Source organism: Roseivirga sp. AWQ4_251, assembly GCF_056158225.1.
Genome location: NZ_JBSWSW010000002.1, coordinates 951,457 through 966,023, shown reverse-complemented (window position 1 = coordinate 966,023; position 14,567 = coordinate 951,457). Strand labels below are relative to the sequence as shown.

Below are 14,567 nucleotides of genomic sequence, written 5' to 3'. Positions count from 1 at the left end.
AAATTGAAGAGGGGCATTTTCTGTGAGAACTTCTTTTAACGTGAATTTCTCTAATTACCCTTGGGCTATTTTCAACATGGCTTCCACAAGTCTGTCTAAATCATATTTAGTAGTATAAACATGAGGCGTTATTCTAGGGCCGTTGATTTTTTCATATTTAACCGGGCTCGTATGAATTTTATATTCATTAAATAGGCGGTTATGAACTGGGCCAGCATCCATTCCCTCTACACCTAAATTGCAAAGCGCACAGCTAAATCTACCGTCTAATGAAGTATAAGTATTAATATTCTTGTGTTCCGAAACGGGCTTGGCCCAGTATTCTTTTAAGTATTGAAGTCTGGCTTGCTTTCTGGCGGAACCAATGGCGTTATGAAAATTCAGAGCTCCTCCAATGGCTTGTTCTGTAGCAAAAGAGCGCGTTCCTATATTTTCGAACTTTCTGATATTATCTTCTTGCCCTTCGGGCGAACCTAAAAGCGGCCAAATATCTTTAATCCTCTCTTTTCTGATGTAAAGCAAACCAGTTCCGAAAGGTGCACAGAGCCATTTGTGGAGGCTTGTCCCAAAGTAATCGCAGCCCAAATCAGTGATTTTGAAATCTAAATGTGCGAAAGTATGAGCTCCATCAACTACTGAAGCAATGCCTCTTTTTCGCGCTTCTGTGCAAAGTTTTTTGGCGGGCATAATTTGACCCGTCCAATTGAGCATATGAGTAATGTGAAAAACCTTGGTACGAGGCGTAACTGCATCGGTGAATTTCTTTACTATGGCATCTTCATCCTCACTCGGCAAATCTAAATCCAACCAAACGAGCTTTATTCCGTCTCTTTTTTCTCGTTGCCTCCATGCGTTCATCATGTTTGGGTAATCATACTTAGTGAGGATTATTTCGTCACCAGGCTTCAAGTCCATCCCAAAAATGACTGTATTCATGGCCTCAGTGGTATTTCGGTTTATTGCCAATTCATCGGCAGAGCAGCCAGCCAATACAGCCAGTTTATCACGAATGGGTTCGCGCCCTTGATCCAATATGCGCCACATGTAGTAAGAAGGAGCTTCATTGGCGTATTGGTAATAGCGAATGGTGGCATCTTGAACCACTTTGGGTTGTGGACTTACTCCTCCATTATTTAGGTTGATGATGTTAGGAGAAGTAGTATAAGCCTGTTGAATACGTAGCCAAAGTTCTTCGTCTTGTGCTGCCATTTCGGGCGAAAGTCGATTTAGCTGAAGCATCGCTTCGCTAACGTCTTCTGCAACAGATTTTTGAAAAAGAGAAGTTAAAGAGAGGCTTCCCGCAGTTAAAAAAGTTCTTCTGATAAATGATCTTCTTGAATCCATAACCTTAAAAAATTACGGTATTCAAATTAGGGAAATTTTTAAGCTTAGAAAATTGGAAGCAAGTTAGAAAGGGAGCTTATCATTCAACTCCCTTGTCTCTCATTTTCATAAATTCGATATATCGTCTTCTAATGGCAATGATAAATCCAGCGATCATCACCAAGGTGCCGATCCAAAGAATGTTGATGTGTGGTTTCTCCAAGGCCTTCATAATAATAAAATCCTTTTGAGTTGTATTGATGCCCAAAGTCACAGAGTCATTTTCAGGATTAATGGCCTCAACGGTAATTTTTGAAGCGATTTCTTTAATTACATCGGGCTGTTTGCCTACTTGGTTATTTTGGATTACGAAAATAGGTTGAGCGATATATTTCTCATTATTTTCAGCGTATACTGTAATGTTGGCTCTAACAGCTAAATCGTTTGGCCCTAAACTGGTGAAGCTTACTTGGTCAATTCTTTCCAAACCATTGAAATCGGCTACATAATCATTCACAAAAAAACGGTCGCCAATTTTTACTTCAATTTCTTCCTTCTCGCTCCAATCTATATCTTCTTCAAAGTTTGGCTTTACTGAAACATAGGAGTAGATATCTCTTCCCCAGAGCTTTTTAATGTCGGGAGAAATCACATCACCCATTTGAGGGTTAACCTGAATACGAGGATAAAGAGAGAACTTTTTACCGGTATTTACATTCTCGTAGTCCACTTGGTAAAAGAAGTTTTCAGGGTTTTGAAGGTAAACCGTATCGCCAGCTTGTGCATATGCCTTGCCTTCAACAACAATATCCTGCTTAGTGACTTTGTAGTAAGGATCTTCAGTGTCGTTCAAACTCGATTTTCTTACATAACCAGGTACATCATATACCTGAACCAGCTCATTTCTATATGTGATTTGGTATTTATCCATATAGCTTGGCTCGTTCAAAAACAGTGGGATATTAGTCTGATTTTGCTCATCTGTCCATTCCTTGCTAATCGTCATGGTGTTGAGAGAAATAGACTTAGAGTAACCTTCAGAGAACATTATGCCAAGCAACATCATGGCAATACCAATGTGGGCAATGGAACCACCAATCAATTTGTAGCTTCCGCTTTTGAGTAAGTCGATTAAGATTTTCGTGTTGGCTACAACAGAATACACACCCGAAACCAAAATAATGATGAATACCGGATTGGTTATTTTGGCCAAAACAAAAATGGCAGCACTTAATAATAAAGAGATCAGCACGGGATAGGTAAGTGCGGCTATCAGCTTTTGCTTGTCCATTTTCTTCCAGAAGAAGAATTGGCCAGTTCCTGATAAGAAAGCGATGCCTACAGCAAACCACATTTGCCATTTAGAATAAAACTCTACTTGATCGGCCGGTGGGGCTAACGAAGAAAGTCCTCCAAACAGTTCTACAATTTTGTTGAAAACAGGGAATGAAGTTGGAATCAATACCTGAAACGCCATAAGGCATAAGGTAAGTGCACCGATAAAGATCCAAAATTCGCGAGAATAGGTAGAAGCTTCTTTATCTGAACTTGGTATTTCGTGCCAAACCCGAGCCGCAAAAACTATTGAGATGGCTATAAAGAAGAACAAATAAACCAATAATTGCCCAGAGAGACCGAGATCTGTAAATGAGTGAACCGATGCATTTCCTAGAATTCCACTTCTTGTTAAAAAGGTAGAATAAAGGATAAGAATGAAGGCTGTAATTACCAGAATAATGGAAGTTTTAAGAGCGGTTGCACTCTTCTTGAAAGTAATCATAGTGTGAATACTCGCCACCATAATAAGCCAAGGCACATAAACGGCATTTTCAACAGGATCCCAGTTCCAATAGCCTCCAAAATTCAGGGTTTCGTAAGCCCAATAACCACCCATGATAATGGCAGTTCCCAAAATCATGGTACCGAAGATTGTCCATGGAAGCGCTGGGCGAACCCATTCTTTATAGCGGCCAGTCCAAAGGCCGGCAATACAATACGAGAATGGAATCAGTGAACATGCAAAGCCTAAAAAGGTCATTGGAGGGTGAATTACCATCCAATAGTTTTGAAGAAGAGGATTCAGGCCCGTTCCATCTTCAGGAATAAAATCAGGGTTGATTAGAAATATTGGGTCGCTAACTACATCGCGGAGCAATAGAAAAGGAGAGCTTCCTATTTTTAGGTCTCCAAACACAACACCTAAAATCATAGAAGCTAGGAAGGCTTGAACTACTGAAAAAACAGTCATTACAGGAGCTTCCCACTTTCTGTTGGTTTTAACGATGATAAAACCTAAAAGAGCATTCCAGAAGAGCCAAAGTAGAAAACTTCCTTCTTGACCTTCCCAAAAAGAAGCGATGATATAATAAACAGGAAGGTTTTCAGATGCATGGCTCCATGCATAGTGATATTCAAAATAGTTGTTGTAGATAATCGCAAAAAGGGTGGCAACCACACCTATGATGGATAATCCGTGAATAATAAATACAGTTCTACTAAAGTTGTTCCAAGGCGATTTTCCAATTTCATTGTTCAGCGTTGCTTTGAAATAGCCAAAGGCCGCCAAAAGTGAGGTAACAAACGAAACAATGATGAGTAAATGGCCGGTATTACCAATACCTGTATGTATCATTCAAAAAGGGCTTAAGAATTAAAGGGCAGTTTCTTCGTATTTCGAAGGACACTTAAGAAGAATTTTATCGGCTATGAATCTGTCGTTATGGTAACCACCAATAACCACTACTTTTTCTGACCTGAGAAAATCAGAAGGCATTGGCTCGTTATAAAAAACAGTTTGTTCTTGTTGATTGTCGTCAACCATTACAAAAGAAACAGAAAGGTGGTCGTTGCTTGGGTTTACCCCAACTACTTGACCCACAGAATTCTTTTTTAATTCACCCACAACGTGGATTTTCTTGCTGCTACCGGTTTGAGCCATTTCTTGGGCTTCACCAAAAGTAACATAAGAGCTGGCGTTACTCTGAGTAGAAATGATGATCGCAATTGCGATAGCAATTACAACGATTCCAATGATACTTGACTTTTTCATAGCACGATATTTATATGGCTTCAACGGTATGAAGCCTCAATTCGCGTGCAAAATTACAACACAAACCACTAGGAATTAACCTTTTCCTTAAAAACCTCTTTCTCTAATCTGCTTATTTTCCTATCCACGGAAATGGTGTATCCAATTAGGCCGGCAAATACCGTCATGATTACGGCTACAACCACGTAAATTTTTCCATTAGACCTCATGGCATCAGCCATTTCGATAGAATTATTACCGTAATCGTTGTCAGTAATGGCAATTTTATCTTGAGCAGAAATTGCCATGGTTACGAAAAGGAAAAGAATGGTAAAATATTTTTTCATCGTAGTTAATCTTCAAGTGTACGTTCAATTTGTTTTGCCCTTACTCTTAGTGATGTTATCCAAACACCAAGAAGTGTCCATCCAATAACAGCAGGATAGAAAATTATCCTCAGCTTACTGTCCATGTCATAAGCATTAAATCCTGGGTTGCCGCCATTTCCTGGATGAAGAGAGTTAGGGGAAAGTCTGGGTAGAATGAACAATAAAGGAATCATAGCTGCGTAAGCAAAAACATTATATACCGCACTTACTCGGGCTTTTTGCTGCTCGTCTTTCATAGAGTTTCGAAGAACCAAATAGGCAAAATAGATGAGCAAACAAATAGCAGCTGCATTCTGTTTTGGATCTCCGCTCCAAGGTTCACCCCATGTAAAACTTGCCCATTCCGCACCGGTAATGATGCCTAGGATGCCAAATAGAATTCCTGAATTCGCAAATTCGATGGATTTGTCATCGTTGATAGCAAGGCCTGATCGGAGGTATTTAATGGCAAAAACTACAGAAGCTGTAAGCAGTATTACCATTCCAAACCACATGGTTACGTGAAAGTGGAGGTTTCTAATGGTCTCGTTAAGAATGTCAAGACGGGGGGCATCATTTAATAAGCCGGCAATGATGATATAAACCAGTAAAATGACGCAAAGGGCTTTCCACCAAATTTTCTTCATAAGTCTCGCTTTAAGTTGTGGCAATTGCCTAAACTTTCAACTCAAAAGGTCTTATCCTTTAGCTGCGCCAAAGATAGGGGAATAACAAGTAGGAAACCGCGATAATAATGGCATTTATTGCAACCAAAACCAATATTTCATCCGTGCTGGCCGATCTTTCTAAACCATCCATAGCATTTTTTGAAAGCTTAATCACCATTAGAATTATGGGCAATATGACAGGGAAGCTTAACACGGCCATTAGAGAAGTACTGTTTTCCGCTTTTGCGGCAATTCCTGAAATCATGGTTAGGCTTGAAGCTAGCCCAACGGAACCCAATACAAGTGAAATAACAAAATATAAAGTGTCGAATTGAGCACCTTCATCTGCCCTTGTCATGACAAACGAATAAATGACGAACCCTACCAGTGACAGTCCAAGTAAAAGAATTGCATTATAGATAGTTTTGGAGATGATGATTTCTTCTGGGCTAGCAATGGAATAATAATATAATCCTCGGCCTTTCAACTCTTGAATAAAGCTTTTTGCTACAGAATTTACCGCTGTGAATAATATGATTATCCAAAACAGAGCATTCCAAGTAATGGGCTCTATAGCGCCTGCTTTAAGGCCAAAACTCATATAACATACAAAAACAGTACTTGCCAAATAAAGGATCATACCATTCAATGCAAACCTTTGCCTCCATTCGGAAAGTAATTCCTTACTAATCAGTGATAAAATTTGGACGTTTTTCATTTAAGAAAGCAAAGATAAATACTAGGTTTGTAGCTTTTAGGGCGAATTTACATTTTAGAAATTATATGGCCAGCAGTAAAGCAAGACATTTAGCCAAAACGGTTACCTGGAGAATCGTTGGTACAATAGACACAATGACTTTGGCATGGATTATTTCTGGCAATCCTATGACTGGCTTTAAAATAGGAGCAGCAGAAGTGGTTACTAAAATGTTGCTCTACTACTTTCACGAAAGGATTTGGTACAAAGTGAACTTTGGTTTAGACAGACGTGAAGAGAGAAAAAACAGAATTAAAAGATCTGAAAGTGTTGCGGAGAACATCTTTAAACAGTCTTTTAAGATCAATAGTGACAAAAGAGAAGAACTCTTGGAGCAAAAACCCTTGCTCATTTGGTTTACTGGTCTTTCAGGTTCTGGCAAATCAACCATGGCCAATCTACTTGAGTCCGAACTTCATGCTAGTGGATATAAAACCTACATTCTAGATGGAGATAATGTAAGAAAAGGTTTATGCAAAGACCTCGCATTTACCGAAGAAGATAGAGTTGAGAACATTAGAAGAATTGGAGAAGTGGGTAAACTTTTTCTCGATTCAGGGATTATTGTTCTTTCGGCCTTTGTATCTCCTTTCGAAAGTGATAGAGAACAGGTCAAGAATTTGATAGGAAGTGATAACTTTGTGGAAGTTTTTGTCGATTGCCCTTTGGAGGTCTGTGAACAGAGAGATGTGAAAGGGTTATACAAAAAGGCTCGTAAAGGAGAAATCAAAAACTTTACGGGTATAAACTCACCATTCGAGGCACCTAAAAATCCTGATGTAATTCTGAAAACGGCAGAAGAGGAACCAAAAATTCTTTTGAATAAGCTGTTAGAAATAATTGAACCGAAAATCACAATAAATAAAAATGTCGAAGTATAATTTGACACACCTTCAAGAACTGGAGTTTGAGGCCATCTATATTATTAGAGAAGTTTACGCCCAGTTCGAAAATCCTGGTATTTTATTTTCTGGAGGAAAGGACTTTATTGTAGTCACCCACCTAGCAAGAAAAGCATTTTGGCCATCCAAGGTTCCTTTTCCATTAATTCATGTTGATACTGGGCACAATTTTCCTGAAACTATAAAATTTAGAGACGACCTTATTGATGAACTAGGAGCTAGGCTGGTAGTAGGCTCTGTACAAAAGTCGATAAATGACGGGCGAGTTCAAGAAGAAACAGGTAAAGACGCTTCAAGAAACTGGCTTCAGATCACCACGTTGCTTGACACCATTGAGGAGCATCAGTTTGATGCACTTATGGGAGGAGCTCGTAGAGATGAAGAAAAGGCCAGGGCAAAAGAAAGATTTTTCTCTCATAGAGATGATTTTGGCCAGTGGGACCCAAAAAATCAACGACCTGAACTCTGGAACCTCTTCAACGGAAAGAAACGGACAGGAGAACATTTCAGAGTGTTCCCCATCAGTAACTGGACGGAAATGGATGTTTGGCAATACATTTTAATGGAAAACATTGCTATTCCTTCACTCTACATTGCTCACGAAAGAGAAGTGGTTTGGAGAAACAACACCTGGTTACCAAATTCAGAGTTTTTGACTTTAAGAGAAGGTGAAGAGGTAATAAAAAAACAAATCAGATTCAGAACCTTAGGTGATATTACAATTACCGGAGGCATAGAATCAGATGCCGATAATCTAGAAAAAATTGTAGCTGAAGTAGCAGCCGCTCGTCAAACGGAACGTGGAAATAGAGCCGATGACAAGCGATCAGAAACTTCAATGGAAGACCGAAAAAAGGAGGGATACTTTTAATGGAAAATTCTTACCTAGACATGGAATTATTGCGCTTCTCAACGGCAGGTAGCGTAGATGACGGAAAAAGTACACTGATTGGTCGTTTGCTTTTTGATAGCAAGTCGATTTTTGAAGATCAGCTCGATCAAGTAGAAAGCTCGAGTAAAAGAAGAGGTTTAGAACATACCGATTTGGCTCTTTTAACCGATGGTTTGAAAGATGAACGGGAGCAAGGAATTACCATTGACGTGGCTTATCGATACTTCGCTACTCCAAAACGTAAGTTTATTATTGCCGATACCCCAGGCCACATTCAGTATACACGAAATATGGTTACTGGTGCTTCTACGGCCAACTTAGCATTAATTCTTGTAGATGCTAGAAAAGGCTTGGTTGAGCAAACTTATCGCCACAGCTTTATTGCTTCATTGCTCCAAATTCCTCACCTCATTGTATGTGTAAACAAAATGGATTTGGTGGATCACAGCGAAGAAGTATTCGAGCAGATTAAAAGTGATTACCAAGACTTTGCTGCTAAGCTGGATGTTAAAGACATTCGATTCATCCCAATTAGTGCACTGAATGGTGATAACGTGGTAAACGAATCGGAAAATATGCCTTGGTATAAAGGAGCTACTCTTTTATACACTTTGGAAACGATCCATATCGCAAGCGATTATAACCATATCGACTGCCGTTTTCCTGTACAAACTGTAATCAGACCTAAAAAGGACGAGTTTCATGATTATAGAGGTTATGCGGGTAGAGTAGCTGGTGGCGTATTTAAGAAGGGTGACGAAATAGTCGCGCTTCCTTCAGGTTTTTCTTCAAAAATCAGTGGTATACATACCATGAATGGCGAAGTAGAAGAAGCTTTTGCTCCTATGTCGGTGAGTATTACTTTAGAAGATGAAATCGACATTGCCAGAGGAGATATGATTGTTCGCAAAAACAATCAGCCTGATGTTTCTCAAGAGTTTGATGCCATGTTATGTTGGTTCAATAATAGAGGCTTGCAGCCTAGAACTAAGTTTACATTGATGCACGCAAATAATGAGGTAAAGGCCATGATCAAGGATGTCCATTACAAATTAGATATCAATACTTTGCATAGAGATGAAAGTGATAAAAATGTTGGAATGAACGATATTATCAGAGTTTCACTCAGAACAACCAAACCTTTGATGAAGGATGCATACCGAAAAAACAGACTAACGGGGTCTCTTATTTTGGTAGATGAATCAACAAATGAAACTGTTGCGGCAGGAATGATTATCTGATGACTGAAAAGGAACTATCAAACCTGCTTTCTATCTCAAAAGAAGCTGCTTTGAAAGCAGGTGAAGCTATTCTGGAGATCTACGAAAGTGAGGATTTCAGCATTGAACATAAAAAGGATGACTCGCCTTTAACCAAGGCAGATAAGGCAGCGCATTCAGTTATCGTTTCTTTTCTTAAGGAAACTGAAATTCCGATTTTAAGCGAAGAAGGGAGGGAAATTCCTTATGAGGAGAGGTCTTCTTGGAGTTGTTTATGGGTTGTGGATCCTCTTGATGGCACAAAGGAATTTATCAAAAGAAATGGTGAATTTACTGTAAACATTGCTCTTGTAGAAGATGGGATTCCAATTCTCGGAGTAGTATATGCTCCTGTAATCGATAAGTTGTATTACGCGGCAAAGAGTATGGGAGGATTTCTCTTCTCAAAAGAAGGAGAAAGAGAACTAACTCTTGCTAAGCCTTTAGACTTAAAACAGGTTGGTTTACGCGTTGTGGCTTCACGTTCACATTTAAATGATGAAACTAAGCAGTTTCTTGAAACTTTGGTTGATCCAGAGATAGTGAGTATGGGTAGCTCTTTAAAGTTTATGATGCTGGCTGAAGGCCTTGCAGATATTTACCCACGTTTTGCTCCAACTATGGAATGGGATACAGCAGCAGCCCATGCTGTTTTGAAGGAGCTAAATTATCAAGTTAAAAACCAAGAAGACCAAGATCTAATATATAACAAAGAGAATCTTTTAAATCCATTTTTTAGCGCTCATTGAGTACAAATATGTCAGAAAGCAAAATTGCAATTATTGGATTAGGTTACGTTGGTTTACCTCTGGCTGTCGCTTTTGCAGAAAAATATAAAGTTCTAGGGTTCGACATCAATCAAGGTAGAATTGATGAGTTGAATAGCGGGCACGATCACACACTAGAAGTTGAAGATGACCTGCTGAAGTCTGTATTGATCGAGAAATATGGCGACATTGGATTATACAATACAAGCTCTATCAATGATTTATCGAATTGTAACGTGTTTATAGTTACAGTGCCAACTCCAATTGATGATGATAGAAACCCAGATTTGACGCCTTTGGTTAAGGCTTCAGAGACGGTTGGTAAAGTTTTGAAAGAAGGTGATTTAGTAATTTACGAATCGACCGTATATCCTGGTGCAACTGAAGAGAGATGTGTTCCTGTTTTGGAACAAATATCTGGTTTGAAATATAATGAAGGATTCTTCTGTGGATACTCCCCAGAAAGAATTAATCCAGGCGATAAAGAACATACAGTTAAGAAGATTTTGAAAGTAACTTCTGGATCGACTCCTGAGATTGCTGAGAAAGTGGATCAACTTTACAAAAGCGTGATCACTGCTGGTACTTATAAAGCAGCTAGTATTAAAGTAGCTGAGGCGGCCAAAGTGATCGAGAACTCTCAAAGAGACATTAATATTGCCTTTGTGAATGAACTCGCTATGATTTTCAACAAAATGGATATCGATACAGTAGATGTTCTTGAAGCAGCAGGTACGAAATGGAACTTCTTGCCCTTTAGGCCAGGTTTAGTTGGAGGGCATTGTATTGGAGTAGATCCATATTATTTGGCTCAAAAGGCTCAAAAGGTAGGCTATTATCCTCAAATTCTATTGGCTGGAAGAAGACTGAATAACAGCATTGGCCCTTATGTTGGTAGTCAAGTGGTTAAACTTTTGATGAAAAAGGGTAAAGTAATTAACAACTCTAAAGTTTTGGTTTTAGGGATTACTTTTAAAGAAAACTGCCCGGACATTCGAAATTCAAGGGTCATCGATATTGTAACTGAACTTAAGGATTTCGAGGTGAATGTGGATGTTTTTGATCCATGGGCTAACAACGATGAGGTGAAACATGAATATGGCTTGGATTTGATTTCTAAGGATAACTTAGATTTGAAGTCATATGATGGTCTTGTGTTGGCTGTATCTCATAAAGAGTTCAAAGAAATGATAACCAGTGATTCTATTAATGCTGGTTCAGTTGTATATGATGTGAAATCGTTCCTTCCACGGGAAATAATAACCTCGAGATTATAATGGCAAAAATTCTAATTACTGGAACGGCAGGTTTCATCGGCTTTCACTTGGCTCAAAAGCTATTAGAAAGAGGAGATGAAGTTGTTGGGTTAGACTGTGTAAACGACTATTATGACATTCGTGTAAAGCATGGTCGTTTGGCTTTGACAGGAATTGATCATAATAAAATTTCTTATAATGAACTGGTTCAAAGCACGAAATACAAAGGCTACAAGTTTATCCAGTTACAATTAGAGGATACCGCCAATGTCAATGCTCTTTTTAAAAGTCAAAAGTTTGACAAGGTAATTAATTTGGCCGCTCAAGCCGGGGTAAGGTATAGCCTCGAAAACCCAAGGGCCTATATAGATAGTAATATTATTGGTTTTGTCAATATTCTTGAAGCTTGTAGACACAATCAAGTAAAACATCTTTCTTATGCCAGTAGCTCTTCGGTTTATGGTTTGAATGAAACTATGCCATTCTCGGTTCATCATAATGTGGATCACCCCATAAGCCTTTATGCTGCAAGCAAGAAGAGCAATGAATTAATGGCGCATACTTACAGTCATTTGTTTGGCTTGCCAACTACCGGTCTGCGTTTCTTTACTGTTTACGGTCCATGGGGAAGACCAGATATGGCACTTTTCCTTTTTACAAAGGCTATTTTAGAAGGCAATCCGATTAATATTTTCAACAATGGTGAAATGTCCCGAGACTTTACCTATATCGATGATATTGTTGAAGGAGTAATTAGGGTTAATGATAATCCCCCAACTGGTAATCAATCTTGGACGGGTGCTTCTCCAGATCCGGGTTCATCTAAAGCACCATATTTGGTGTACAATATCGGGAACAACTCTCCAGTAAAATTGATGGACTTTGTTTCTACTATTGAAAAGACGTTAGGTGTGGAGGCTAAAAAGAATTTTATGCCAATGCAGGCGGGAGATGTAGCGGCTACTTATGCCGATGTTCAGGATTTGATTGACAATCTAGGTTACAAGCCAGGAACTTCTTTAGAATATGGAGTAGGCGAATTTGTGAAGTGGTATAGAGAATTTTATAAAGTATAATGGAACCTATAAGAATGGTTGACCTAGTAGGTCAATATGCCAAAATCAAAGATGAAGTTCGAGTTGAGATAGATAAGGTTTTAGACTCGGCAACTTTCATCAACGGACCCGCAGTTCAAGAATTTCAGGCTGACTTGGAGAAGTATCTTGGAGTAAAGAATGTAATTCCATGTGCAAATGGAACCGATGCGCTTCAAATCATAATGATGGCTTATGATTTCCCAAAAGGTTCAGAAGTTTTGGTTCCATCTTTCACCTACGTAGCTACTGTCGAGGTAATAGCCTTATTAGGGCTCAAGCCTGTTTTTGTAGAGGTTTATCCTGATACATTCAATATTGATTTGGCAGATCTTGAATCCAAAATTACAGATAAGACGGTTGCAATTGTACCGGTTCACCTATATGGACAATGTGCCCATATGGAGCCGTTAATGGAAATAGCTTCAAACCATAATCTGAAAGTTTTTGAAGATACTGCTCAAGCCATTGGGGCAAGTTATACTTATTCAAATGGAGAAGTAAAAAAGGCAGGAACGATTGGGAATGCTGGAGCTACGTCATTTTTCCCTTCAAAGAATTTGGGAGCTTATGGCGATGGCGGTGCCATCATGACCAATGATGATGATTTAGCCTCAAAATTGAGAATGATTGTAAATCATGGTCAAACTAAAAGGTATTATCACGATTCTATAGGTGTAAATTCTCGTTTGGATAGTATTCAAGCGGCAATATTGAAAGTGAAACTTCAATATTTAGACGATTATAATGCTGCCAGACAATCAGTGGCAAATGCTTACAACCAAGCATTTGGTAAATTGAACTCACTAGAAATTCCTTTTGTGGCTGACTTTTCGAATCATGTGTATCATCAATACACCCTAAAGTTGAAGGATGCTGGAAAAAGAGATGATTTGAATCGATATTTGGCGCAAAGAGGCATTCCATCTATGATTTATTATCCTGTGCCTAACCATCTTCAAAAGGCATACTCATACTATGGATATAAGGAAGGGGATATGGTAACCACAGAAGATTTATGCTCTAGAGTAATTTCTCTACCTATACATACAGAAATGACAGTAGAGCAGCAGCAATTGATTATTAAGGAAGTAGAGGCATTTTTAATGAAATAGTCTTTAACCTTTTCTTAATATATAATTATTGCATTAAAAGTTTTTAAGAAACCCAATAATGAGTAGTTTTGCTACTCGTTATTGGGTTTCTTTTTATGTGACTCAGGTGGCGAAGCTGTGCTTAATGCACATGTTTTATTGAAATGTTAGAAGCCTTAATATCTTCACGAACTCGAATAAAGCTTTTGCTTAGGCTTTTTTTAAATCCAGAATCCAGTGCCTATTTACGTGGCTTGGCCGAAGAGTTTAATGAAAGCACGAATTCGGTTCGTTTAGAACTTAATCGTTTTGAAGAGGCTGGAATGCTTAAGTCAGACTTAGTGGGCAATAAGAAGGTATTCAGAGCTAATGTACAATATCCTCTTTTTGGAGAAGTGAGAAGTATTTTGTTGAAATATACTGGACTTCAGAACGTAGTCGATGAAGTAGTGTCAAATTTGGGTGATATCTATAAGGTTTATCTTACAGGTGATTTGGCCATAGGAAGGGAATCTAGAATAGTTAGTCTTGTTTTTATAGGAAACCCAGACCAGCACTATTTGATAAGCCTTATTGGGCGAGCTGAAAAACTGATAGATAAAAAAATCCAATATATTGTTTACTCTAGGGAAGAAGCTTCTCTAATAAATCTTGATATATCTACCAACTTACTTTTATGGCATGATTAATACGAACGAATCATATTGGACTGCTTTTTATACTAAACCTAGAAATGAGAAAAAGGCTGCCCAAAGGCTTGAACAGAAGGGGTTCAATGTGTATTGCCCTACTAGGACTGTTCTAAAACAATGGTCCGACAGAAAAAAGAGAGTTACTGAGCCTGTTTTTTCATCTTATTTATTTGCCAAGGTAAGTGAAAATGAAAGGATTGAAGTGCTTAGAGATTCTGGTATAGTGTCTAATGTTCATTGGCTTGGTAAGCCAGCAGTTATCAGAGATGCCGAGATCAGCAATATTAAAAGCTTTTTGGAAGAAAACCCTATGGCTGAGGCGGTATCACTTTCAAGGGGGGATAGTATAAATGTCAATTCAGGAGTATTGGCAGGTCAAAGTGGAGTTGTAGAGAGAGTCGAGAGGAAATAGAGCAACTTTGTCCATTTCGAGTTTAGGCATTCAGTTGCAGGCTGAAGTTAGCCTG

At 38.7% G+C, this 14,567-nt stretch carries 15 protein-coding genes; 9 read left to right on the top strand and 6 right to left on the bottom strand.

Annotated features, from left to right (window positions below; genetic code table 11):
- Positions 1-54: 54 nt before the first annotated feature.
- From ACXACJ_RS18425 to ACXACJ_RS18400, 6 genes are all read right to left on the bottom strand, one after another.
- Positions 55-1,344, bottom strand: coding sequence for an aminotransferase class V-fold PLP-dependent enzyme (locus tag ACXACJ_RS18425; protein ID WP_475135889.1), 1,290 nt, complete (start codon positions 1,342-1,344; stop codon positions 55-57).
- 79 nt (positions 1,345-1,423) lie between these two features.
- The gene (gene ccsA / locus ACXACJ_RS18420) at positions 1,424-3,955 is read right to left on the bottom strand and encodes a cytochrome c biogenesis protein CcsA (RefSeq protein WP_475135888.1); all 2,532 of its coding nucleotides are present in this window, start codon (positions 3,953-3,955) and stop codon (positions 1,424-1,426) included.
- 18 nt (positions 3,956-3,973) lie between these two features.
- Positions 3,974-4,372 (bottom strand): cytochrome c maturation protein CcmE domain-containing protein, encoded by a 399-nt coding sequence (locus ACXACJ_RS18415; protein ID WP_475135887.1) that lies wholly within the window; start codon positions 4,370-4,372, stop codon positions 3,974-3,976.
- A gap of 68 nt (positions 4,373-4,440) precedes the next feature.
- Positions 4,441-4,698, bottom strand: a complete 258-nt coding sequence (locus ACXACJ_RS18410) for a CcmD family protein (protein ID WP_475135886.1) — start codon at positions 4,696-4,698, stop codon at positions 4,441-4,443.
- 5 nt (positions 4,699-4,703) lie between these two features.
- Positions 4,704-5,366 (bottom strand): cytochrome c biogenesis protein CcsA, encoded by a 663-nt coding sequence (gene ccsA / locus ACXACJ_RS18405; protein ID WP_475135885.1) that lies wholly within the window; start codon positions 5,364-5,366, stop codon positions 4,704-4,706.
- 58 nt (positions 5,367-5,424) lie between these two features.
- Entirely contained in the window at positions 5,425-6,105 is a 681-nt protein-coding gene (locus tag ACXACJ_RS18400; RefSeq protein ID WP_475135884.1) for a heme exporter protein CcmB, read from the bottom strand.
- A gap of 65 nt (positions 6,106-6,170) precedes the next feature.
- On the opposite strand from ACXACJ_RS18400, the gene cysC reads away from it, so the two are divergent.
- From cysC to ACXACJ_RS18355, 9 genes are all read left to right on the top strand, one after another.
- Positions 6,171-7,025: an adenylyl-sulfate kinase gene (gene cysC, locus ACXACJ_RS18395; protein ID WP_475135883.1), complete on the top strand. Its 855-nt coding sequence runs from the start codon at positions 6,171-6,173 to the stop codon at positions 7,023-7,025.
- The gene (gene cysD, locus ACXACJ_RS18390; protein ID WP_475135882.1) at positions 7,012-7,917 is read left to right on the top strand and encodes a sulfate adenylyltransferase subunit CysD; all 906 of its coding nucleotides are present in this window, start codon (positions 7,012-7,014) and stop codon (positions 7,915-7,917) included. Before cysC ends, cysD begins: the two co-directional genes overlap by 14 nt.
- On the top strand, positions 7,917-9,179 hold the full coding sequence (gene cysN / locus ACXACJ_RS18385; RefSeq protein WP_475135880.1) for a sulfate adenylyltransferase subunit CysN: 1,263 nt from the start codon (positions 7,917-7,919) through the stop codon (positions 9,177-9,179). The genes cysD and cysN overlap by 1 nt, the downstream gene beginning before the upstream one ends.
- Positions 9,179-9,946 carry a 3'(2'),5'-bisphosphate nucleotidase CysQ gene (gene cysQ / locus ACXACJ_RS18380; RefSeq protein ID WP_475135879.1) on the top strand — a complete coding sequence of 256 codons (768 nt, stop codon included), beginning with the start codon at positions 9,179-9,181 and terminating at the stop codon, positions 9,944-9,946. The genes cysN and cysQ overlap by 1 nt, the downstream gene beginning before the upstream one ends.
- A complete protein-coding gene (locus ACXACJ_RS18375) occupies positions 9,943-11,241 on the top strand; it encodes a nucleotide sugar dehydrogenase (RefSeq protein WP_475135878.1) in 1,299 nt (432 codons plus the stop codon). The genes cysQ and ACXACJ_RS18375 overlap by 4 nt, the downstream gene beginning before the upstream one ends.
- A complete protein-coding gene (locus ACXACJ_RS18370; RefSeq protein WP_475135877.1) occupies positions 11,241-12,296 on the top strand; it encodes an NAD-dependent epimerase in 1,056 nt (351 codons plus the stop codon). The genes ACXACJ_RS18375 and ACXACJ_RS18370 overlap by 1 nt, the downstream gene beginning before the upstream one ends.
- The gene (locus ACXACJ_RS18365; RefSeq protein ID WP_475135876.1) at positions 12,296-13,429 is read left to right on the top strand and encodes a DegT/DnrJ/EryC1/StrS family aminotransferase; all 1,134 of its coding nucleotides are present in this window, start codon (positions 12,296-12,298) and stop codon (positions 13,427-13,429) included. The genes ACXACJ_RS18370 and ACXACJ_RS18365 overlap by 1 nt, the downstream gene beginning before the upstream one ends.
- 185 nt (positions 13,430-13,614) lie before the next feature.
- Positions 13,615-14,097, top strand: a complete 483-nt coding sequence (locus ACXACJ_RS18360) for an ArsR family transcriptional regulator (RefSeq protein WP_475135875.1) — start codon at positions 13,615-13,617, stop codon at positions 14,095-14,097.
- Positions 14,090-14,512, top strand: a complete 423-nt coding sequence (locus ACXACJ_RS18355; RefSeq protein ID WP_475135874.1) for a UpxY family transcription antiterminator — start codon at positions 14,090-14,092, stop codon at positions 14,510-14,512. Before ACXACJ_RS18360 ends, ACXACJ_RS18355 begins: the two co-directional genes overlap by 8 nt.
- Positions 14,513-14,567: the final 55 nt, after the last annotated feature.

Coding starts and splice junctions, on each gene's coding strand:
- ccsA (WP_475135888.1), bottom strand. CDS start 3,955: ATGATACATACAGGTATTGGTAATACCGGCCATTTACTCATCATTGTT.
- cysQ (WP_475135879.1), top strand. CDS start 9,179: ATGACTGAAAAGGAACTATCAAACCTGCTTTCTATCTCAAAAGAAGCT.
- ACXACJ_RS18400 (WP_475135884.1), bottom strand. CDS start 6,105: ATGAAAAACGTCCAAATTTTATCACTGATTAGTAAGGAATTACTTTCC.
- ACXACJ_RS18365 (WP_475135876.1), top strand. CDS start 12,296: ATGGAACCTATAAGAATGGTTGACCTAGTAGGTCAATATGCCAAAATC.
- ACXACJ_RS18370 (WP_475135877.1), top strand. CDS start 11,241: ATGGCAAAAATTCTAATTACTGGAACGGCAGGTTTCATCGGCTTTCAC.
- cysD (WP_475135882.1), top strand. CDS start 7,012: ATGTCGAAGTATAATTTGACACACCTTCAAGAACTGGAGTTTGAGGCC.
- ccsA (WP_475135885.1), bottom strand. CDS start 5,366: ATGAAGAAAATTTGGTGGAAAGCCCTTTGCGTCATTTTACTGGTTTAT.
- ACXACJ_RS18425 (WP_475135889.1), bottom strand. CDS start 1,344: ATGGATTCAAGAAGATCATTTATCAGAAGAACTTTTTTAACTGCGGGA.
- cysN (WP_475135880.1), top strand. CDS start 7,917: ATGGAAAATTCTTACCTAGACATGGAATTATTGCGCTTCTCAACGGCA.
- ACXACJ_RS18415 (WP_475135887.1), bottom strand. CDS start 4,372: ATGAAAAAGTCAAGTATCATTGGAATCGTTGTAATTGCTATCGCAATT.
- ACXACJ_RS18410 (WP_475135886.1), bottom strand. CDS start 4,698: ATGAAAAAATATTTTACCATTCTTTTCCTTTTCGTAACCATGGCAATT.
- ACXACJ_RS18355 (WP_475135874.1), top strand. CDS start 14,090: ATGATTAATACGAACGAATCATATTGGACTGCTTTTTATACTAAACCT.
- cysC (WP_475135883.1), top strand. CDS start 6,171: ATGGCCAGCAGTAAAGCAAGACATTTAGCCAAAACGGTTACCTGGAGA.